The 19,186-nt window shown below is 57.7% G+C and carries 21 protein-coding genes; 9 read left to right on the top strand and 12 right to left on the bottom strand.

The window, feature by feature from the left end; genetic code table 11:
* Positions 1-49: 49 nt before the first annotated feature.
* Both KGA97_RS13305 and KGA97_RS13300 read left to right on the top strand, forming a co-directional pair.
* Entirely contained in the window at positions 50-520 is a 471-nt protein-coding gene (locus KGA97_RS13305; RefSeq protein WP_008034973.1) for an RNA methyltransferase, read from the top strand.
* A gap of 91 nt (positions 521-611) precedes the next feature.
* On the top strand, positions 612-989 hold the full coding sequence (locus KGA97_RS13300) for a DUF2892 domain-containing protein (RefSeq protein WP_008036152.1): 378 nt from the start codon (positions 612-614) through the stop codon (positions 987-989).
* 112 nt (positions 990-1,101) lie between these two features.
* Here the strand turns inward: KGA97_RS13300 and KGA97_RS13295 are convergent, their stop codons facing one another.
* Together KGA97_RS13295 and KGA97_RS13290 are read right to left on the bottom strand one after the other, a co-directional pair.
* A complete protein-coding gene (locus KGA97_RS13295; protein WP_223480908.1) occupies positions 1,102-2,331 on the bottom strand; it encodes a hypothetical protein in 1,230 nt (409 codons plus the stop codon).
* 18 nt (positions 2,332-2,349) lie between these two features.
* Positions 2,350-2,799 (bottom strand): YcgN family cysteine cluster protein, encoded by a 450-nt coding sequence (locus KGA97_RS13290; protein ID WP_008034970.1) that lies wholly within the window; start codon positions 2,797-2,799, stop codon positions 2,350-2,352.
* Positions 2,800-2,964: 165 nt separating this feature from the next.
* Here KGA97_RS13290 and KGA97_RS13285 point away from each other — a divergent pair, with 165 nt between their 5' ends.
* A complete protein-coding gene (locus tag KGA97_RS13285) occupies positions 2,965-3,558 on the top strand; it encodes a nitroreductase family protein (RefSeq protein ID WP_008034969.1) in 594 nt (197 codons plus the stop codon).
* A gap of 143 nt (positions 3,559-3,701) precedes the next feature.
* Here KGA97_RS13285 and KGA97_RS13280 read toward each other — a convergent pair whose 3' ends face one another.
* The 6 genes from KGA97_RS13280 to KGA97_RS13255 form a co-directional block, all read right to left on the bottom strand.
* Complete coding sequence (locus KGA97_RS13280; RefSeq protein WP_008034968.1) at positions 3,702-4,634, bottom strand: D-2-hydroxyacid dehydrogenase; 933 nt, start codon at positions 4,632-4,634, stop codon at positions 3,702-3,704.
* 120 nt (positions 4,635-4,754) lie between these two features.
* Entirely contained in the window at positions 4,755-5,048 is a 294-nt protein-coding gene (locus KGA97_RS13275; protein ID WP_192419483.1) for a YcgL domain-containing protein, read from the bottom strand.
* Positions 5,045-6,178, bottom strand: coding sequence for a ribonuclease D (rnd, locus tag KGA97_RS13270; protein WP_008034962.1), 1,134 nt, complete (start codon positions 6,176-6,178; stop codon positions 5,045-5,047). The genes KGA97_RS13275 and rnd overlap by 4 nt, the downstream gene beginning before the upstream one ends.
* 123 nt (positions 6,179-6,301) lie before the next feature.
* A complete protein-coding gene (locus KGA97_RS13265; protein WP_223480907.1) occupies positions 6,302-6,964 on the bottom strand; it encodes a class I SAM-dependent methyltransferase in 663 nt (220 codons plus the stop codon).
* A 73-nt stretch (positions 6,965-7,037) separates the two neighbouring features.
* Positions 7,038-8,687, bottom strand: coding sequence for a phosphoethanolamine transferase (locus KGA97_RS13260; RefSeq protein ID WP_223480906.1), 1,650 nt, complete (start codon positions 8,685-8,687; stop codon positions 7,038-7,040).
* 168 nt (positions 8,688-8,855) lie between these two features.
* Positions 8,856-10,238 carry a glutamine synthetase family protein gene (locus KGA97_RS13255; protein ID WP_207286119.1) on the bottom strand — a complete coding sequence of 461 codons (1,383 nt, stop codon included), beginning with the start codon at positions 10,236-10,238 and terminating at the stop codon, positions 8,856-8,858.
* 539 nt (positions 10,239-10,777) lie between these two features.
* On the opposite strand from KGA97_RS13255, the gene KGA97_RS13250 reads away from it, so the two are divergent.
* The 3 genes from KGA97_RS13250 (at position 10,778) to KGA97_RS13240 (ending at position 13,939) form a co-directional block, all read left to right on the top strand.
* On the top strand, positions 10,778-11,962 hold the full coding sequence (locus KGA97_RS13250; RefSeq protein WP_223480905.1) for a cyanate transporter: 1,185 nt from the start codon (positions 10,778-10,780) through the stop codon (positions 11,960-11,962).
* A 15-nt stretch (positions 11,963-11,977) separates the two neighbouring features.
* On the top strand, positions 11,978-12,898 hold the full coding sequence (locus tag KGA97_RS13245) for a DMT family transporter (protein ID WP_223480904.1): 921 nt from the start codon (positions 11,978-11,980) through the stop codon (positions 12,896-12,898).
* A 105-nt stretch (positions 12,899-13,003) separates the two neighbouring features.
* Complete coding sequence (locus KGA97_RS13240) at positions 13,004-13,939, top strand: LysR family transcriptional regulator (protein ID WP_223437295.1); 936 nt, start codon at positions 13,004-13,006, stop codon at positions 13,937-13,939.
* 3 nt (positions 13,940-13,942) lie between these two features.
* On the opposite strand, the gene KGA97_RS13235 is transcribed toward KGA97_RS13240, so the two are convergent.
* The 3 genes from KGA97_RS13235 to KGA97_RS13225 form a co-directional block, all read right to left on the bottom strand.
* Positions 13,943-14,308 (bottom strand): 5-carboxymethyl-2-hydroxymuconate Delta-isomerase, encoded by a 366-nt coding sequence (locus KGA97_RS13235; RefSeq protein ID WP_192419476.1) that lies wholly within the window; start codon positions 14,306-14,308, stop codon positions 13,943-13,945.
* A 57-nt stretch (positions 14,309-14,365) separates the two neighbouring features.
* The gene (locus tag KGA97_RS13230) at positions 14,366-15,292 is read right to left on the bottom strand and encodes a LysR family transcriptional regulator (protein ID WP_008034933.1); all 927 of its coding nucleotides are present in this window, start codon (positions 15,290-15,292) and stop codon (positions 14,366-14,368) included.
* Positions 15,293-15,438: 146 nt separating this feature from the next.
* Positions 15,439-15,630 (bottom strand): YegP family protein, encoded by a 192-nt coding sequence (locus tag KGA97_RS13225; RefSeq protein ID WP_008034931.1) that lies wholly within the window; start codon positions 15,628-15,630, stop codon positions 15,439-15,441.
* Positions 15,631-15,886: 256 nt separating this feature from the next.
* Here KGA97_RS13225 and KGA97_RS13220 point away from each other — a divergent pair, with 256 nt between their 5' ends.
* Together KGA97_RS13220 and KGA97_RS13215 are read left to right on the top strand one after the other, a co-directional pair.
* Positions 15,887-16,297: a hypothetical protein gene (locus KGA97_RS13220; RefSeq protein WP_192228699.1), complete on the top strand. Its 411-nt coding sequence runs from the start codon at positions 15,887-15,889 to the stop codon at positions 16,295-16,297.
* A 278-nt stretch (positions 16,298-16,575) separates the two neighbouring features.
* Positions 16,576-16,782, top strand: a complete 207-nt coding sequence (locus KGA97_RS13215) for a hypothetical protein (RefSeq protein WP_008036137.1) — start codon at positions 16,576-16,578, stop codon at positions 16,780-16,782.
* A gap of 103 nt (positions 16,783-16,885) precedes the next feature.
* On the opposite strand, the gene KGA97_RS13210 is transcribed toward KGA97_RS13215, so the two are convergent.
* Positions 16,886-17,218, bottom strand: coding sequence for a type II toxin-antitoxin system HicB family antitoxin (locus KGA97_RS13210; RefSeq protein ID WP_223480903.1), 333 nt, complete (start codon positions 17,216-17,218; stop codon positions 16,886-16,888).
* Positions 17,219-17,619: 401 nt separating this feature from the next.
* Between KGA97_RS13210 and KGA97_RS13205 the strand changes: the two genes are divergently transcribed.
* A complete protein-coding gene (locus KGA97_RS13205) occupies positions 17,620-19,101 on the top strand; it encodes a tyrosine-type recombinase/integrase (RefSeq protein WP_223480902.1) in 1,482 nt (493 codons plus the stop codon).
* The last annotated feature ends 85 nt before the right edge of the window (positions 19,102-19,186 follow it).

The following is a 19,186-nucleotide window of genomic DNA, read 5'->3' as shown; positions in this document are numbered from 1 at the left end:
CCCCCAATCCCCGTATAATCGCCGTTTTTTCCCCGAAGGCACCCCGCTCGTGGCAGACAAACGGTACAGCTGCATTGGTTTGTTCAACCCAAAATCACCGGAAAACGTCGGCTCGGTCATGCGCGCCGCCGGCTGCTACAACGTGGCGTCCGTGTTCTACACCGGCAAGCGCTATGACCGCGCCGCCGACTTCGTCACCGACACCAAGCGCGTTCACTACGACATTCCGCTGATCGGCATCGACGACCTGAAAAAAATCCTGCCGCTGGGCTGCGTGCCGGTGGCCGTGGAACTGGTCGACGGCGCCCGTTCGCTGCCGGAATACACCCACCCGGATCGCGCGCTGTACATCTTTGGCCCGGAAGACGGCTCGCTGGATAAAGAGATTCGCGACTGGTGCGAAGACGTGGTCTACATCCCGACCACCGGTTGCATGAACCTTGCGGCAACCGTCAATGTCGTGCTGTACGACCGCATGGCCAAGGGCCTCAACACCCGCTCCGGGCCGAAATTCCGCTGAACCGACGCACATCCGATGGAACAAGCCGCCCGCCTCGGCAGTCAGCTTAATTATCTATTCTTGAAGCAGTCCTTCCAGCAGGAGACAGATCATGAGCGAACTCAAACGCGTGGAGCGCATCGAGTCCACCCCGTTCCAGAGTCCTTCCGACCATAACGTCCACGGCTGGGAACGCGCCGGCTCCGTCGCCGGCGGCCTGGTGATGGTGGGCAAAGGCCTGCGTCGCGGCGGTATTTTCGGATTGATCCAGGTGGCGATCGGTGGCGTGGCGCTGGCCCGTGGCATCACTGGCCACAGCTCGGCCAAGAGCCTGTTGGAGAAGAGCCGTCAGGACATGAACAACGTGCGGGCGAAAATCGAGCGTGCCGGGGAAGACCTGGCTCGGTTGAAGGCGAATGCCGAGGCGGCGACCAAAACTGCCAGCGTGACCGGGAATGATTCGTTGAAGTCGCCGAAAGCCGGGGTTTGATCCGAAATATCCGTTGAGGCATGTGGCCTCTTCGCTAGCAGGCTAGCTCCCACATTGGTCCCGTGTACGACGAAGCCCCAGTGTGGGAGCTAGCCTGCTAGCGATAGCGATGTCACTGAATCAAATCGTTATCGAGGACTTTCGAGGACTCGCCAATCACGCTCTCGGCCAGTTGAACGAATTCCTTGGTATCCACACTCTCCAGGTGCATCGCCCCGCGCAACACATCATCGAGCGAGCGCTTGTTGCGGGTCTTGATACGGATCTCCTGATCCAGTTCACTCAGCAATAGAACCGCTTTGCCAATCTGTGCCGGGCTGATCTGCTCGCCCCGCAACGTCGTGACCTTCTGGCTATCCTTGGCCAACTTCTTGTGCAAACTCTCATACCGCTCATCACTCATGCCACCGGCGCGGCGCACCAGTTCGATGGCGTAATACTCGGCAAAGCCTTCGCTGATCCAGTCGCTGCGCTGCTTGTCGTTGATCCGCCCGAACACCTGGGCCAGCTCACGCACCAGTGCGCTGCTGCCACTTTCGCTGACCAGTGGCAGACGCGAATTCAGATATATCGACTCTCGCGCCGCCAGACTGCCGCGCCACATCGGGTCGTTGGCGCCGACGATCAGCAATTTGGCGGGATGACGCGGAAACACAGCCTGCACTTGCGGCCAGACGAACGTCAGCAGCGTCAGCACGTCCATGCGGCGCATGCCCTGGCCCTGAGGCGAGGCGACGGTGACTTCGGTTTCCCCAAGCCGGGTGCGACGGCTGCCGAGGTGACCGGCGAGCATCCAGCCGGTTGGCCGGTCGAACAGGCGCGAGACGTTGTCGATGCGGAATTTGTTCTTGCCGATCCGCGGCCAGGCGGTTTCGACGCTTTTCCATCCGGTGGGCAATTCGAATTCAAGGCGTGACACCAATTCGATGCCGTCCTGCTGATCGAGTCTGGCGGCCGGTACCAGGTCGTCGCCGCGCATCAGCGCCCAGGTCGGGGTCATGCGCGTGTCGAAGCTGCCGCTCTTGCGACCGTGGCTGATGCGCACGCGGTAGGTCAGGCTGGCCTTGTCGGCCGCCGGGCGCCAGACACCCCGGGCCTCTTTGCCCGGCGTGAGTTGCCATTGGCCGTCAGCCTTGAAGTCGCTGTAATGGCTGCCGTCGCCGAGGTCGAAATCCAGACTGCGCACCGCCGAACCCTGGGCCAGCGTCAGGCGCACTTCAGCCTGATCGCTTTGCGGCAACAGGCGCACGTGGTAATCCAGATCGACTTTTTTCGCCGCCCACACCGACGAACTCAGGGCCAGCAGCCCAACGGCCAACGCCAGCCGCAATCCCACAGCCATACACACTCCCTTGTAAAACTAACCTGCGCGGAAAATCAGATGGTCTTCCCAATCGTCCTCGGGCACGCTGCCTTCGGCGAGCATGCGCCCGGACTGGGAAATACGTTCGTGATGCACGGCATCGCGATCACCGCACACCAGATGGTGCCAGAGTGGCAAATCCTTGCCCTCGCTGACCAGGCGATAACCGCAGGTCGGCGGCAGCCATTTGAACTCATCGGCCTTGCCCGGTGTGAGCTGAATGCAGTCCGGCACGAATTCACGACGGTTGGGGTAATCGCTGCACTGGCAGGTTTTCAGGTCCAGCAGTTTGCAGGCGATGCGCGTGTAATAAACGCTGTTGTCGTCTTCATCCTCAAGCTTTTGCAGGCAGCACAGGCCACAACCGTCGCACAGCGATTCCCATTCCTCTTGATCGAGTTGATCGAGGGTTTTGCGTATCCAGAACGGTTCGACTTTGGCGGCCATGGCTCAAGCATCAACATCAGGTGGTGAAAAGGCCGCCAGTCTAGTGCCAAGGCCGTTGCGGGCCAAGCATTGGCGACTGCCGGTAGAACGCGCTTGTCAGTTTTTGCGCTGCCCAGTAGGGTTTCGCGTCGCCCCTCACTTTCAAACGTAGCAAGGAATCTATTGATGAGTGCCAATCCACGCGTTGCCGATTATGCCATCCACCCTCAATTCACCGATCGCTGGTCGCCTCGCGCCTTCACCGGCGAGGCCATCTCCGAGGAAACCCTGCTGAGCTTCTTCGAAGCCGCACGCTGGGCGCCATCGGCCTACAACTCGCAGCCTTGGCGGTTTCTCTACGCGCGCCGCGATACGCCGAACTGGGAGCGTTACCTGGGCCTGCTGAACGAGTTCAACCGCAGCTGGGCGCAACACGCCTCGGCGCTGGTGATCGTGATCTCGAAAACCACCTTCACAGCACCCGGCGCCACCGAAGAAACCCCGGCGCTGTGGCACACCTTCGACACCGGTTCTGCTTGGGGCCATCTGGCGCTGCAAGCGAGCATCAGCGGCTGGCACACCCACGGCATGGCCGGTTTCGATCAGGAACTGACCCGCAAGGAGCTGAACATTCCTGAAGGTTACGCACTGCACGCGGCAGTGGCGGTGGGCAAGCTGGGGGACAAGGCGACGCTGGCGGATTACCTGCAAGCCCGCGAAGAGCCAAGCCCGCGTCGTCCGTTGAGCGAGTTGGCGGCTGAAGGCGACTTCACCCTCTAAGCCACAACATAGAACCAAAACTGTAGGAGCGAGACCGGCTTGCCGGCGATGGAGTGTCAGTCGACATCAACGTGTCTGACACTCCATCGCGAGCAGGCTCGCTCCTACAGAAGGTTTGCACAGTATTCAATGATGCAGTGGGTTCAATACCCGCGATTGAAATCCACTTCGCCGCGCAACGCTTCGCCCGCCTGATACGCCCGCAAATTCTCGACAAACAACTTCACCATCATCGTCGGCGACGTTGGTGCGGAGCTGTGGCCGGTCAACAGCAGGCCCCAGGCCGTCCAGAACGGATGACGTTGCGGCAGCGGCTCCTGACGGCAGACGTCGATCACCGCGCCCGCCAGATGCCCTTCCTTCAAGGCTTCCACCAGATCCGCATCGACCACCGCCACGCCGCGCCCGACGTTGATGAACAACCCGGTCGGCTTGAATTGCTTGAACAGCGCCGCGTTGTACAGGTCGTGGGTGCTCGGAGTGTTGGGCAGCAGATTGATCACGTAATCCACTTCACCGACCAGGCGCGGCAAGTCCGCCAGCGCTCCCACTTCGACAAACGGAGCCTGCTCGCGGGCTTCGCTGGCGATGCCATACAACTCGACGCCAAACGGCAGCAGGAACTGCGCGACGGTCTGGCCGATGTCGCCGGTGCCGACGATCAAGACCTTGCGCCCCGCCAGGCTTTGGCCCTGACGACTGTCCCATTTGCGCTCGACCTGACTGACCAGCCGCGGCAGCACTTCGCGTTCGTGGCCGAGCATGTAGGTCAGCACGTATTCAGCCATGACCTGACCGAAAATCCCGACAGCGCGAGTCAGGCGATAGTGGCGCGGCAAACCGTCGGCCAGCAGCGGCGTGATCCCGGCCCACGTCGACTGCAACCATTGTGGCTGGTGGCCCTGACGCAACAGAGTGGCCAGGAGGTCCGGCTGACCCAGCCAGATCGGGCAATCGGCAGCCTGACTGGCCAGTTCGGCGGAGTCACCGCTGGTCAGCACTTCCAGATCAGGTGCTGCCTGACGCAACAGTTGGGCATACACAGGGTGGTCGTGTTCAGCAATCAGAACGCGCATGGTTCAAACCTTTCAAAAGCAGTGCAGACGGCCGCCGAGGGAGTATCGCTCCCTCGTTGCGGCCATCGCCAAAATCATTCCAGTTTTTCATAAAGGCTCTGAACAGAGCCTGTCTGCCGACTACATCGGGTCGTTGCGTCGCAACAACTCTTCCGGCAAGTGTTCGATGTATTCGTCTTCGGCCGGTGGCATTTGCAGGTGATAGCCCTGCTTGTCGAGGTTTTCCAGGACCACGGCGATGTCCTCGCGCGACAGCTTGCGCTCGGGGGTCAGCACCAGATCGAAGGCGTGGATGGCTTTGCCGAAGGCCGCCATCAGTGTTTCGGGCACGCGCTCCAGTGCATCGCTCTTGAGCACATAGAGGTACATTTCGTTTCTTTTCGAGCTGCGGTAGATGGAGCAAATACGTTTCAAGGCTGTTCTCCGGCGGTGGCCAGGCTGTCGAGCAGCGCCTGGCCCATCAATTCGCGGCGCCAGCCACGCAGCGAATCAGGCAATTGGTAAGGACCATTGGGGAAGCCGCTCTTGAGCAGCGCTTCCAGGGTTTTCTTGCGCAGCATCAGTTCCGGCGCGACGTTCAGTCGCTCGGCTTCGGCCTGGCCAAGCGCACGCAACTGTTTGATCAGTGCGGCAGCATCCACCGGCAACGGTTCCGGCACGGCTGGCGGCCATTGATCTGGCGACACACTGCCAGAGCGCTTGATCAGATCAAGCAGAAATTCGCCGTCCTGACGCACGGTACGCGGGTGCATGTCTTCGATTTTCGCCAACGCCCCGAGGTTGTCCGGTTGCGTGCGCGCCAGCGGCCACAGGGAATGTTCACGGATGATGCGATTGCGCGGCAGATCACGGGCGCGGGCCTCGCGTTCACGCCAGGCGCAGAGTTCACGCAAAACGGCGAGCTGAGCGCGAGACAACTTCCAGGCCAGTTTCGCTTCGCGGTAAACCTCGTACGGGTCGACTTCACGACGCAGGTTGGCCACCAGCTCGGCGCCGTCTTCCAGGACCCAGGCGTATTTGTCGTCAGATAGCTTCGGACGAAGCTGTACGAAAACTTCTGCCAGGTGCAAGGCGTCTTCGGCGGCGTAGCTGATCTGGGTGTCGGACAGCGGGCGTTGCAGCCAATCGGAACGGGTCTCGCCCTTGGGCAGGTCGATGCCGAGCACTTCCTGCACCAACCGCGAATACCCCATGGAGAAACCGAGGTTCAGGTAGGCGGCGGCCAATTGCGTGTCGAACAGCGGCGCCGGCAGGCTGCCGGTCAGGCGCAGCAACACTTCGAGGTCTTCGCTGCACGCGTGGACGACTTTGACCACGGCCGGGTTTTCCAGCAACGCGGCCAGGGGTTGCCAGTTGTCGATGGTCAACGGGTCAATCAGGTAAGCGCGTACGCCATCGCCGATCTGCAGCAAACCCGCGATCGGATAAAAGGTGTCGACCCGCATGAATTCGGTGTCGAGGGCAACGTAGGGCAGCTGCTGCCACTCGGCGCAAAACCGGCCGAGGCTATCGTTGTCGCGAATCCAGTGAATATCGATGGCCACACGGCTCTCCCTTGAAGAATGGCGCGCAGTATATATCGCCCCCGGCGATTTCCGCGCCTCCACTGAACAAGAGCTTTAGCGAAAACACCTGCTTGTTAGCAAGAATAGTCTGACGGAGGGAGGTTATCTGGCCTTACGCAGCACGTAGACGCGCATCCGCGTGCAACCGGGCAGGAAATCCTGATGGCTGAGTAAACGGAACCCGGCCTGTTTGAACTCGGCTTCCACCTCGGCCTTACTGGCCAGATGCCGGGCATGAGTGCCTTGTGCATCGGGTTGTCGGCCTTTGAAATGAGCTTCGACCCGCACCGCGACAATCACGGTGTCGCGGCTGACCCGGTGGAACTCACCGAGCATGGCCGACCGATGCTCGGCGCTGGCGATGTGCTGAAACAGTTGCATGCAAAAAATGCAGTCCACCGCATTCGCCGACAAGCCGATGGCGAACGCCGAACTCTGAAAGGTCTTGACCCGTTTCAGCAGCTCTTGCGGATGATGGATCGGGGCGTGATCGAGCATGTCCTGCGACGGATCGGACGCCAGGATCACCCGGTTCGCGTGTTCGGCCAGCACCGGCCAGAAACGTCCGGCCCCGCAAGCGACGTCAAGAATCAACCCCGGCTCGCCGGCCACTTTGAGCGCGTTGCGCACCAACTGCTCGTCCCGCCAGAACGCCAGGCGCCCGGCCAGGCCACGCGGACGCGGCTGCATGCAGACGCGGGCGTGTTCCTGGTCATAACGCCGGGCGAACTCAAGCTCGAAGGCGGATGGGGGTTGAGGGGACATGTGTGATTGCTCTTGTAGGAAAATCTACCGGCCGCAGGTTAGCGGCCGATACGTGAAAAAAAGGTTGTCACCCTCACTCTTTGGCCAAAACGCCGTCGATCACCGCACCACGGCAGCCGGCAAACAGGTCCAGATCCTGGTTGTAGACCTTACTGTTGACCTCCAGCAGACCGAGCATCGAATGGAACAGGTTGTCCTGGCTCAGCGGCTTCTCACGGCTCAATTGCAGGCAGTGTGTGTCCACCGAGAACGACTTTTGATAGCTGTCAGAGAACCAGGCCAGCATCGCAACATGCTTCTGTTGCTCCGGCGCCAGCATGTAAGGCGTACCGTGGAGGAACAGGTTGTATTCGCCCAGGGATTCGCCGTGGTCCGACAGGTAGAGCATCGCGGTATCGACTTTGTCCTGGTTGCTGCGCAACAGATCAATCAGGGTCGACAGCACGTGGTCGGTGTAAACGAGGGTGTTGTCGTAACCATTGACGATACTTTCGCGACTGCAATTATTCAGGGCATTACTTTCACACACAGGCGTAAAGCGTTCGTACTCTTTCGGGTAGCGCTTGAAATACTCCGGGCCATGACTGCCCATCTGGTGCAACACCAATACCGTGTCTTTATCCAGGGTGTCGATGAAGTGCTGCAAACCTTGCAGGAGAATTTCATCGCGGCATTCACTATTGGCGCAGAGCACCGGGTCTTTCAGGTTACTGACATCGTCGAGGGTGACGCGGTCGCACGTGCCTTTGCAGCCTGACTGGTTATCGCGCCATATCACCTCCAGGCCTGCACGCTTGAGCACATCCAGCAGGCCTTCTTCATTCTTGGCCTTGCTCGCGTTGTAGTCCTTGCGGCCCATGTTGGAAAACATGCAGGGCACCGACACGGCCGTTTCAGTACCGCAGGAATGCACATCGGTGAACGCAATCAGGCCGGCTTCTTTATCCAGTTTTGGCGTGGTGTCACGGTTATAACCCAGCACACCGAAGTTCTCGGCCCGGGCACTTTCACCGACCACCAGCACGGTCAGGGATTTGCGGCTGTGCGCTTGCCAGGTCGGATTTCTCTCGGCGTCCTCACCGATTTTAACGAAAGGCTGATGGGCCGAAGCGACTTGCTCACGCAGGTAGCTGAACGAGGCGCCGATGTAGTTGCTCGGGACCACCATCAAACGCAATTCATGGTGATTGCGAAACAGTGAGGACAGGCCCTGATAGTTGACCAGTGCGACGCCACCGATCACCGCCACCGACGCAACACTTACCAGTACTTTACTGAGCAACTCACGGTGCCAGCGGCGGTAACTAATTGGCGTCTTCCATAACAACCACGAAGGTAAAACCCCGAGCAGAACAATATAAACAAGTAACTTTATCGAGAGTAAGTCACGCACTTCCGTGGCATTGGTTTGCGCAAAGTTACGCAACATGCCGGTGTCGATAAGTGCACCGTATTGCCCCATGAAATACGCCACCCCGGCGCTGATCATGAAGAGTAGGGTCAAGACTGGTTTTAACAGCGGGCGGAACGCCAGCAGGGTCAATACGATGTTGAAAGCAGCCAGAATCATCAAGCCAAAAGCCACACGCATGACGATGCCTTGACCGTCGAACGCGGTGATTTCAAACAAATGTTGCCAGAGCACCAAATTAAAGCCTGTCAATAAAAAGGCACTGGCAATCAACGTCACCCACTCGGGGCGAACGGCTTTGAGTTTCCACATGATAATCGGCTGTTCCTGAAAAGAAGTGCCGTCGGTCAATGTGAAAATTTCATTGACCGCGACAGCACTAATTTTAAGTAGCCAACCATCAATTTTTTGTGAAAAAGAAGCCAACGATTAGTTGGCTTAAGGCGTTTAACTAAATCTTCAGTTGTATTTGAGAATGGTTCAGGCCTGGTTCAGGTACCAACGCCAATCCTGCTCACCGACCTCGCCCATGAATTGACGATACTCGGCACGCTTCACCGCGAGGTAAACACCCAGAAATTCTCTGCCGAAGGCCTCTCGCGCCCAGCCCGAACCTTCCAGTGCGCGCAAGGTGGTCAGCCAGTCGGTGGGCAGCAGTTCCGTGGCCTGGGCGTAACCATTGCCCTCCACGGGCGCCCCCGGGTCCAGTTGTTCGCGAATGCCGCGATGGATACCCGCCAGAATCGCCGCAGCCGCCAGGTACGGGTTGGCGTCGGCGCCGCAAATGCGATGTTCGATGTGCCGCGAGAATGCCGGCCCGCCTGGCACGCGTAGACTCACGGTGCGATTGTCCACGCCCCAGGTGGCCGCCAGCGGCGCGTAGCTGTTGGTCTGGAAGCGACGGTAGGAGTTAGCGTTCGGGCAGAACAGCAACAACGAATCGAGCAAAGTGCTGAGCATCCCGCCAACCGCCTGTTTAAGCAGCGGCGTACCGTCTGCGGCTTCGCTGGCGAACAGGTTGTTGCCGTCCTTGTCCGCGAGGCTGACGTGCATATGCATGCCCGTGCCGGCCAGGTCATCGAACGGTTTGGCCATGAAGCACGCGGTCATCCCGTGCTTGTGCGCCACGCCCTTGACCAGGCGCTTGTAGCGCACGGCTTCGTCCATCGCCTGCAAGGCGTCGGTGCGATGCTCAAGGGTGATTTCCACCTGCCCCGGCGCGTATTCGGAAATCGCCGTGCGCGCCGGAATGCCCTGGAGTTTGCAGGCGCTGTAGAGATCCGCCAGAAACGGCTCGATCTGCTCCAGTTCACGCAAGCCGTAGACTTGAGTTGCGCGCGGGCGCCCGCCATCGACATCCCGCGCCGGTTGCGGCCGGCCGTTGCTGTCGCGCTGCTGATCCAGCAGATAGAACTCCAGCTCCGCGGCCATCACCGGGTAATAGCCGTCCGCCTGCAAGCCTTCGATCACCTTCGCCAACAGGTGCCGCGGGTCGGCGATGGTCGCCGGCATGCCCTCCTTCGGGTGCATGCTGACCTGCACCGCCGCCGTCGGAATCAATCGCCATGGCATGCGCGTCAGGCTGCCGCTGATCGGGTAGGCCCGGCAATCGATATCCCCCACGTCCCAGACCAGACCCGAGTTTTCCACGTCATCGCCGTTGATGGTCAGGCCCAGGATAGTGCTTGGCAGGGGGCGACCGCTTTCGTAGACCGCCAGCAGTTCATCGCGATGCAACAACTTGCCCCGTGGCACACCGTTGTTGTCGAGGATGAACAACTCGAACATCTCGATATCCGGATTCTGTTCCAGAAAAGTCAGGGCTTCTTGTTTCGTGGCGAAGGAGGTCGTGGCACAACTCATAGGAATTCTCTTGTTTCCGCGTCAGGCAAACGCGCAGGCGCTGCCGGTTTGATCCCGGCGCACAGCGCAGGACCTGTAGGAACTATCAACGGGAAAGGCAGGAATCCGGTGGGCGCGCGTGACGGCAATGCCACAACGCCCAGAAGGCGAGTTCGGAAGGAAGTGCGACTGGACAATCGTCCATAAAGAAGACCGCAGTAGACAGATGAGCAGCAGCGTCACATGGCTGGTTAAGTCGTTAAATCGGGATTTGAAGAACTTTGGTTGTGGATTGGCTAAACAATCAAACAGCCACCCTAAACCCAATGTGGCTGCCGCCACACAAACCATTGTAGGAGCGAGCCTGCTCGCGATGACGGAGAGTCAGGCAACATAAATATTGAATGAAAAATTGCTTTCGCCGGCAAGCCGGTCTCGCTTCTACAGGGTTCTGCGTTGCGGCAGAGGTATTTGATTTTTAAATACTGCGACGGACTTTCTGATTTGCGGCTTCCAGGCCTCTCGCGCCTAATCGGGCCCTGTCATTCAAGGTCCAATCGATGGAAAACGTCCGCGCCACTTCTCGCCCTGCCTTCTGGTTGATGATCAGCATCATGCTCGTCGCCCTGAACCTGCGCCCGTCCATGGCTGCGGTCGGCCCTTTGCTCTCGGCGATTCGCGGCGACATCCCGCTGAGTTTCAGCCTGGCGTCGCTGCTGACCATGCTCCCGGTGATGGCCATGGGATTGGCGATGCTCTTCGGCCTCAGCGTCAGCCAATGGCTTGGCGAACAGCGCACGGTGGTGGTGTCGTTGCTGATCATCGGCCTGGCGACGGTGTCGCGCCTGTTCCTCGACTCCGCGGCCGAACTGATCCTCAGCGCCGTTCTGGCAGGTGTCGGTATCGCGCTGATTCAGGCGTTGATGCCGACGCTGATCAAGTCGCGTTTCAGCGACAACGTTTCCGTGTGCATGGGCCTCTACGTCACATCGATCATGGGTGGCGCCGCCCTCGCCGCGTCCTTCGCGCCGCTGGTGATGATGCGCACCGGCAGTTGGCGAGGAGGCTTGGCGATCTGGTCGATCCTGGCATTGGTGGCGCTACTCTTCTGGCTCGGCCAACGTGCGGCGATGCCGGCACTGCCCGCTCATGCGCAACGAAACAGATCGTTCTCCGCCAATTCCCGCGCCTGGTTACTCGCCATCTTCTTTGGTCTGGGCACAGCGTCCTACACCTGTGTGCTGGCCTGGCTGGCGCCGTACTACATGGAAAAAGGCTGGAGCGAACAAAACGCCGGTTTGTTGTTAGGTTTCCTCACGGCCATGGAAGTACTGTCCGGCCTGGTGACGCCTGCGATCGCCAACCGCTGCCGTGACCGTCGCCTGGTGCTGATGGTGTTGCTGGCGCTGATCATGGCCGGTTTCTGTGGGCTGATAGTGAGCCCGCAACACCTGAGTCTGTTGTGGCCGTGCCTGCTGGGGCTGGGCATCGGCGGACTGTTCCCGATGAGCCTGATCGTGTCGCTGGATCATCTGGACAACCCGCAACGTGCAGGCGGGCTGACGGCTTTCGTCCAAGGCATCGGCTACTTGATCGCCGGCCTCTCGCCGCTGATTGCCGGGATCATCCGCGATCAACTCGGCAGTTTCGAATGGGCCTGGTGGTCGCTCACCGGCGTCATGGTGCTGATGATGTTGATGGTCCTGCGCTTCAACCCGCGGCACTACGCCCGCCACATTCACTGACCCGGAAGCGCCCTCATGAAACACACCGGTTTCGCCGCCGCCCACGCTGGCATGCTGCTCTGGGCACTGTTGATCGCTGCTTCGTTTTCCGCAGCGGCGCAGGTCAGTCAGGCCATTGATCCGGTCCTGCTGACCGGCTTGCGCCTGCTGTTTTGTGCCCTGGTGTTTTTGCCGCTGCTGCTGATCAAGGGCGACACCGCCATGACCCGACGCGGGCTATTCGGCCATGCCGTCCTCGGCCTGCTGCTGGCGGTTTATTTTGGCTCGTTGTTCGAAGCATTGCGCTACACCAGCGCGGTCAACACCGGCACGATGTTCACGCTGGTGCCATTGCTGACCCTGCTTTTCGAAGCCGTATTGATGCCGGACAGCCGCCTGAAACAACGGGTATTACCGATGTTGATCGCGGCCGCCGGGGCCGTGATGCTGGTGCTGAAAGGCACTGGGCCCGGCGAGTTGCCGTCGTTCTATGCGGTGTCGGTGTACGGGCTCGGTTGCCTGGCGATGGCGCTCTATTCGCCTCTGAGTCAGCGGCTGAAAACCAGCAGCCTCAAGGGTCGTGGCCCGGTGGGCATGACTTTCTGGAACATGCTGTTCGGTGCGTTGTTCCTGCTGGTGTTTTGTGGGGTCAGTGGAGGCTGGCGATCGGCATCGTTGCTGACCCTGAATGATTTTTACTGGCTGATTTACCTGGCGTTGTTTGCCACCCTGGCGACCTTCTGGTTGCTGCACCGGGCCATCGGCGTCATCGCCCCCTCATCGGTCATTTCGTACATTTACCTAAGCACGCTGTTCATCACGCTGTTTCATTGGTTCTGGTGGCGTCAATCGCCGATGCCGCTGGAAATCGTCGGTGCGGTACTCGTAGGCATCGGCATGCTGGCGTTATTGATGTCCAGTCGTCGCACTGTGCATTTGGCACTGCCTCACAACTAAAAGGGAAACTTCCCACAAGGCATTCTCCTGGGACCATCGTTCCGCTAGGATCATTCGCACGAGTTTGCGCTCAGTCAGCGCAAGGATCACAGCGAGATGGAATGGATGCTGAACAGTAACTTGCTTAGAAAACTCGACATGCAGGACCTCATGGTGTTTATCGCCGTGTATGAACAAAGCAGCGTCACCGGAGTGTCCGAAACACTCTGCGTCAGTCAGTCAACCGTCAGTTACTGCCTGAAAAAGCTACGCAGCGGATTCGAAGACGAATTGTTCATCAACACCCGCGCGGGGATGCGCCCTACTTACAAAGCCAGCACCATGTACACCCACGTGCTGAAAATCCTCGACAGCATCAACCTCTGTCACGCCGGGACGCAGGCGTTCGACCCTACCCTGCAACCGGTCACCTTCAACATCTGCGCACCGGAATACTTCGAGCAGTTAATCCTGCCGCGGCTATTGAAAAGCTTTGATTTCGCCGACTTACCGGTGATGGTCAACATGCACAAGTTCGAAACCGACATCCCGGCCGAAGAACTGCGCGACGGCAGTCTCGACCTGGTGATTTGCTTCGGCCCGAATTTTCATCGCAGTCACACCGACTTCAAATCCCGCATGCTGCTGGAGGACGATCTGGTCTGCGTCTTCGATAAACGCGCCACGCCGCTGGAGCCGCGTTTAAGTCTGCAAGCCTTCACCGAACGCCGGCACGTGTTTCCTACACCCTGGACATCGACCACCAACATGGTCGACGGCTGGCTGGCGCAGCAAGCGCAAAAACGGCAAATCGTCGCACGCTCCAACAGCTACAGCGCAGCGCTGAAAATGATCACAGGCACCGACTTCATCGTTACCCTGCCCCGACGCATCCAGCACTTACTGGCCAGCGAGGCGATTTTCAATCACTGCGAAGCGCCCAACGGCTTGCCGGGTTTCACCCTCGACATGCAATGGAGTCAAGGCGCCGATCAGGACAGCGCCAATACCTGGCTGCGTGAACAAGTGGTCAAGGCCTGCACTGAACAGGCCACTGCCTGAGACTCAGTTGTTGATGGCGACTTTGCTGTAGGACTCCCGATCGATGTCGAGGATTTCTACAGCCAACTGCACTTCTACCCCCGCCGGCCATTCACACAAGTCGTGCACCACCGCCAGCAGGCTTTCGGATAACTGCTTTTTGATCTGCGGCGAGCGGCCACTCAACAACGCCAATTTCACGTGCACAAATGCCCGCTCAGCCAATGCAGTACCGACCTTGAAGGTTTCGACCTTCACGGCTCGGCTTTTGATGTCGTATTCGGCAGCAAACTGACCGGAAGCCACCAGCGTATTGTTGAGCCGGATCAACGCCACGTCGGCGTTCAATTCAGGCAGGTTGGCGGTGTATTCCATGTGCAGGTGGGGCATGACGTGGCTCCTGAAATTAGGCGGAAAGGTCGTACATATAACACAGAGTGGTCCTGCTCACCGGGACGGCGGCGACGCTAAGCGCTCACTCATGAACGCCTCCAGTCGCGAGCGCAACCAGCGCTCGGCGGGGTCGGTGTCGACGTGGCTGAGCCAGACCATCGACAGGTCAAGCGTCGGTGTCTTGAACGGAAAAGGTTCCATGAACAACTGACCGGATGCCGCCATCGCCTCGGCGGTGTAATCCGGCAGGCTGGCGATCAGATCGGTTCCGGCGAGCAAGGCTGGCAAGGAACTGTATTGCGGCACGGATAACACTACGTGGCGTGTACGCCCGATCTCCGCCAGCCACTCGTCAGCGTAACCACTGATGTTGGCGGTGTGAGACACCAGCACGTGCGGGCGCGAGCAATACTCATCGAGGGTCAGCGGCGTGTCGGACGCATCGGCGCGCAGGATCCTGGGCTGGATGTGCCGCAACAATTTGCGCTTGGCATTGGCCGGCAGACCCCGGGTCTGACTGATACCCACCGTGATGTCGCCGGATGCCAGCAAATCGGGAATTCGCCAGTAATCGACATGCTGCACTACAAACACCACCTTCGGTGCTTCCTGGCGCAAGGCACGCAGCAACGGCGGCAACAGGCCGAACTCGACATCGTCCGACAGCCCGATACGAAACGTCATGGTGCTGACGGTCGGGTCGAAATCATGGGTCAGGCTTAACGCCACCGACAACGAGTCCAGCGCCGGCGACAAATACTGAATCAGCTCCTCGGCCCGGGCAGTCGGCTCCATTCGATGGCCAACCCGAATGAACAGCGGGTCGTTGAACATCGTACGCAGGCGGTTGAGCGCCGAACTGATGGTTGGCTGCCCGAGAAACAACTTCTCCGCCACACGGGTAACGTTGCGTTCGAGCATCAAGGTTTCGAACACCACCATCAGGTTGATATCCGCCTTGCGTAGTTCGTTGCGATTCATCCACTGCCCCCAATCCCCAAATCTGCTGACAGTTTAGGTAGCTGTCGCAACGGGCGTCTATGCGACTCAAGCAGTTTGCATTTGATCGGGCTGCAAGGCTGCTTGAAACGAAGCTGCCCTGATTGAGCAGCTTCACCGCTCGAGGCCTAGATTTCCTTCACCGGAGTCTGATCCTGAGTGCCCTTGATCAGGCTGATGGCATGCACGCAATCCGCCTTGTTGACGTAAGCCTCCCCGCTGGCAATCGTTTCATTGTTCCCCGCCCGTAAACGCCACCGCCATTGACCTTTGCCGGTGTGCGGGGTGCCACGGGTTTGCCTGTAAATCTCAAAGTACATTGATCGCTCCTTGCGATGACTGATAACGGCAGGTCAGTGACCTGCGAAACCAGAGTAGATGAGGATTTTGGGCGGAGAAGCTTTGCAATGTCAGGGGATATTTCGGGGAAGAAGCCTTGGTTCACGGGGCAACCAATGGATAGGGCGCAGGTTAAATAGACTGACTCGGGGGAGTCACTTTTCTCAAGAAGGGGTTTATCTTTCTTACGCCGATTGGCTGCTGGATCCTACACAAACACATCAAATGGAGTTGTACATGCAACGGGGCATCACTTTTTCTCTAATCCTTCTGACCACAGCGCTAAGTGCTTGTACGTCGAAGAGTCCAGCCACTGACCAATCCCTCGTCGGCTCATGGCAAGGAATGCGCGAAGAAAGCGGGAAATGTCAGTTCCTGTCGTGGAATACCCATTTCGAACCCAATGGTCGCTTCTCGATTACGTTCTTCAAAGATGCGCAACAAACCAGGCCCATTCAAACCGAGCGCGGGTCATGGTCTGCAGCCAATGGCAAGAATGAGCTTAAAACAGACGGCGTTCGTACTCCGGAAATCTATAACTACAAAATGCTGGACGGAAACACTGTTCACTACGTGAACACCGTCAAAGATCCTACTGCCGACTGCCAAGAGGACTACGAGTTCACGGAGCATCGGGTTCGGGGCTAGACCTTTAGCCATTCACATCTCCGAAAACGTAAAAGCCCCGTAGCTTTTTCAGCTACGGGGCTGAATGAGATGGCCAGCCGGACCAAGAAGCCCGGCAGGTTTACGCCTGCAGGGCTTTTTTGTTTAACGCAAAGGCAGACTCCGGCATCGTCTGACAGCCCCTTCCTGATTTGTCCAAGCCCCTGGCGGTATCAGGCTTGGCCCCTAAGCTCTGCGACGTGCGGGGCGAAAAGGCCCTGACCACCGACAATCATGCGAACTCAAAAGGAGCCTCTGCAATGGCTAGAGATAAAGCAAAAGACGACAAACACTTCAACTGCACCCAAGCCCATGAAGCCGACTACGTCGCAGGCCTTTACCCTCATGCGAAGGAAGAGGTCAAAACATTACTGGCATCCGCCTGCAAGGACAAAACCTTGCACAACTCCACACACAGGGATGTCTACGAGCTGATCAAGAGGAAACTGGGTTACTCGCAGCCGTAAGATTGGCGGGCTAATACGAAGCTGCTCTGATTGAGCAGCTTCACGGCTGTTTTTAAGCTCCACCCCAATTGCACAGAATAGAGCTCAGCACCGCATGAACTCGTCAGGCATGTGCCTCACGATCAAGAACATCAGCCACCCACTGATTGATGCTCTTGTTAGCGAGCTGTGCTTTAACAGCGACTGTTGCGTGAAGTGCTGGTGCGAGACGCAGGCTGAGGTTGCCCGAATAGGGTTTTTGCGGGGAGCGGCCGAGCTTGGCGCACGTCTCCAGATAATCTGTGACGGCCTCTTCAAATACTGCGCGAAGCTCGCTGACTGACTCGCCATGAAACCCAACGACATCCTTGATACCGGCGATATGGCCAACAAACAGGCCGTCTTCATCGCTGTATTCGATCCGGGCGGCGTAGCCCTGATAATTCATAACGTTCACGGGGTCACTCCTGCTTGTTCAAGCGGCGTTTTCACATCCGGGATTCAGCTGTTTTTGTAAGGCCACAAGAATATCGGCGGGACTCTCGGCGCAGTTGTAGGCAAAATCCGAGAGATGCGTACGAACGTACATCTGCTGTCAAGGTGTTGACGAGGTGGCCACCGCTGAATACCGACGCCTAGTACTTACTTCTAGGCGCCCCCTAAAAAAACGCACTAAAAAATCTACAGAAACGAAAAAGCCCCGTAGCTTATTCAGCTACGGGGCTTTTTCTATGTAATGGCGGAGAGATAGGGACCCTCAACTCTGAAGCAAAAAACCTAACAAACGCCCTAAATCTTGGATTTCAATGAAATTGTACGTACAAATACTACGTACAATTCAGCATCCAATAGAATGACATGGCAAATAATTTAGAACTACAAGGCGGGGTGTATCACGTGCGCCTTGCGATCCCAAAAGACGTACAGGACGAATTCGGCGGTAAGAAAATACTGTCACAGTCGCTGAGGACTGGACTTCGCTCCGAAGCGATGGTTTACCGTCTGCCAATTCTGTCCGATTGGAAAAATCAAATTCAGGCTGCACGCGTAGGCAAAATGCCTCCCGAAGAATGGCAAGAACAATTCGCATCCACCATTGAAAAAATCCAAACCTACAGAACGAACAAACGCCGTGCACTGATTGGGGAAGATGTACCGCCCCATCCCGTGCCCGAAGGTATCGACATGAAACAGGTGTTCATTGATAACCCTGAGTTTTTTAAACGTCTAACCTCGATTGTATTGATGTCGCGAGAGATGGAGGAACGCGATGGACTACCGGGAGCACTACGATTTCAAGATCAACTTGCCGAAGCGCTAAAAGCTACTCTGCCGAAGCTACAAAGAACTCTTTACACGATGACAAAAGACCAACAAGCAGAGATGAACGCGCTTGTGGTTGACCCTTCGAGCATCAAAGCCAAATCAGTGATAACAAAAACAGTGCTTGCAGAGTTTCGGGCGTATCGACAGAGCCGGGGCGCTGAGCCGAAAAACATCGCCATGCAGGAAATGAGGCTAAACAGCCTGTCTAAATTCTTGACTACGCATCAGCGGTCTTTGGACTTCGATTCTGTATCCGCATGGCTTGATTCATTGGGCCTAAGCACCAAAACACTTCACCAGTATCGACTTGCTGGAAGTGTTTTTTGGAAGTGGGCGATGAAACATGACAGGCGTTGGCGCGAAAATTACAAGGACAAAGGAAGTCCATTCGACAACCATGACTTGCCTCAAATGAAAAGCAAAGCACGCAGCGATGCCGAACGTAAAGACTTCAAACTGGAAGAACTGTCGAGACTTCACGTAGCCGCCTTAAAGGATGGTAATGTGGCCCTGGCAGACCTAATCCTCATGGGTGCGTACACCGGGGCCAGGATTGAAGAACTATGCCGTCTACGAATTGAACACGTCATCACCGTGGACGACGTGCAGAGCTTCGACATCGTTGAAAGCAAGACTAAGGCAGGGATTCGAGTTGTTCCGGTCCACCCTGCACTAAAAACCATCGTTAAACGACTCGTAGACGATTCCAAGGACGGATATCTAATACAGACTAAAGGCCACAACAAGTACGACATCCGCTCAGATGCGCTGGGAAAGGCATTTGGTAGGTTGAAGACCGCCCAAGGCTTTGGACCACAACATGTGTTCCACAGCATCCGGAAAACTGCCATTACCCAACTTGTGAGAGCCGATGTACCCGGAACACTAATTGCGGAATTAGTAGGTCATGAAACAGGTACTGTGACCTTCGACATTTACAGCCAAGGTGCGAGCGCGGTCCAAAAATTTGTTGCGATTTCAAAGTTACCTCTTATAGCCAGATGCCTCCGATGAGTGAGATCAACGATACAAGCGTTTTAGCAACCGAAGTCTGCACTCTTTAGTGAATCAGTATGACCTACTCGAAAACGATGGAATA

Origin of the sequence: Pseudomonas sp. BF-B-15 (assembly GCF_019946675.1) — a bacterium.
Taxonomy (GTDB): Bacteria; Pseudomonadota; Gammaproteobacteria; order Pseudomonadales; family Pseudomonadaceae; genus Aquipseudomonas; species Aquipseudomonas migulae.
This window is presented reverse-complemented; position numbering and strand designations above follow the sequence as displayed.

Excerpts from the sequence above, each read along its gene's own strand:
- KGA97_RS13220 (WP_192228699.1), top strand. The coding sequence starts at position 15,887 with ATGCAACGGGGCATCACTTTTTCTCTAATCCTTCTGACCACAGCGCTA.
- KGA97_RS13295 (WP_223480908.1), bottom strand. The coding sequence starts at position 2,331 with ATGGCTGTGGGATTGCGGCTGGCGTTGGCCGTTGGGCTGCTGGCCCTG.
- KGA97_RS13205 (WP_223480902.1), top strand. The coding sequence starts at position 17,620 with ATGGCAAATAATTTAGAACTACAAGGCGGGGTGTATCACGTGCGCCTT.
- KGA97_RS13245 (WP_223480904.1), top strand. The coding sequence starts at position 11,978 with ATGAAACACACCGGTTTCGCCGCCGCCCACGCTGGCATGCTGCTCTGG.
- KGA97_RS13225 (WP_008034931.1), bottom strand. The coding sequence starts at position 15,630 with ATGTACTTTGAGATTTACAGGCAAACCCGTGGCACCCCGCACACCGGC.
- KGA97_RS13235 (WP_192419476.1), bottom strand. The coding sequence starts at position 14,308 with ATGCCCCACCTGCACATGGAATACACCGCCAACCTGCCTGAATTGAAC.
- KGA97_RS13250 (WP_223480905.1), top strand. The coding sequence starts at position 10,778 with ATGGAAAACGTCCGCGCCACTTCTCGCCCTGCCTTCTGGTTGATGATC.
- KGA97_RS13260 (WP_223480906.1), bottom strand. The coding sequence starts at position 8,687 with ATGTGGAAACTCAAAGCCGTTCGCCCCGAGTGGGTGACGTTGATTGCC.
- KGA97_RS13300 (WP_008036152.1), top strand. The coding sequence starts at position 612 with ATGAGCGAACTCAAACGCGTGGAGCGCATCGAGTCCACCCCGTTCCAG.
- KGA97_RS13280 (WP_008034968.1), bottom strand. The coding sequence starts at position 4,634 with ATGCGCGTTCTGATTGCTGAACACGACCACCCTGTGTATGCCCAACTG.
- KGA97_RS13240 (WP_223437295.1), top strand. The coding sequence starts at position 13,004 with ATGCTGAACAGTAACTTGCTTAGAAAACTCGACATGCAGGACCTCATG.
- KGA97_RS13290 (WP_008034970.1), bottom strand. The coding sequence starts at position 2,799 with ATGGCCGCCAAAGTCGAACCGTTCTGGATACGCAAAACCCTCGATCAA.
- KGA97_RS13230 (WP_008034933.1), bottom strand. The coding sequence starts at position 15,292 with ATGAATCGCAACGAACTACGCAAGGCGGATATCAACCTGATGGTGGTG.
- KGA97_RS13265 (WP_223480907.1), bottom strand. The coding sequence starts at position 6,964 with ATGTCCCCTCAACCCCCATCCGCCTTCGAGCTTGAGTTCGCCCGGCGT.
- KGA97_RS13215 (WP_008036137.1), top strand. The coding sequence starts at position 16,576 with ATGGCTAGAGATAAAGCAAAAGACGACAAACACTTCAACTGCACCCAA.
- KGA97_RS13255 (WP_207286119.1), bottom strand. The coding sequence starts at position 10,238 with ATGAGTTGTGCCACGACCTCCTTCGCCACGAAACAAGAAGCCCTGACT.
- KGA97_RS13285 (WP_008034969.1), top strand. The coding sequence starts at position 2,965 with ATGAGTGCCAATCCACGCGTTGCCGATTATGCCATCCACCCTCAATTC.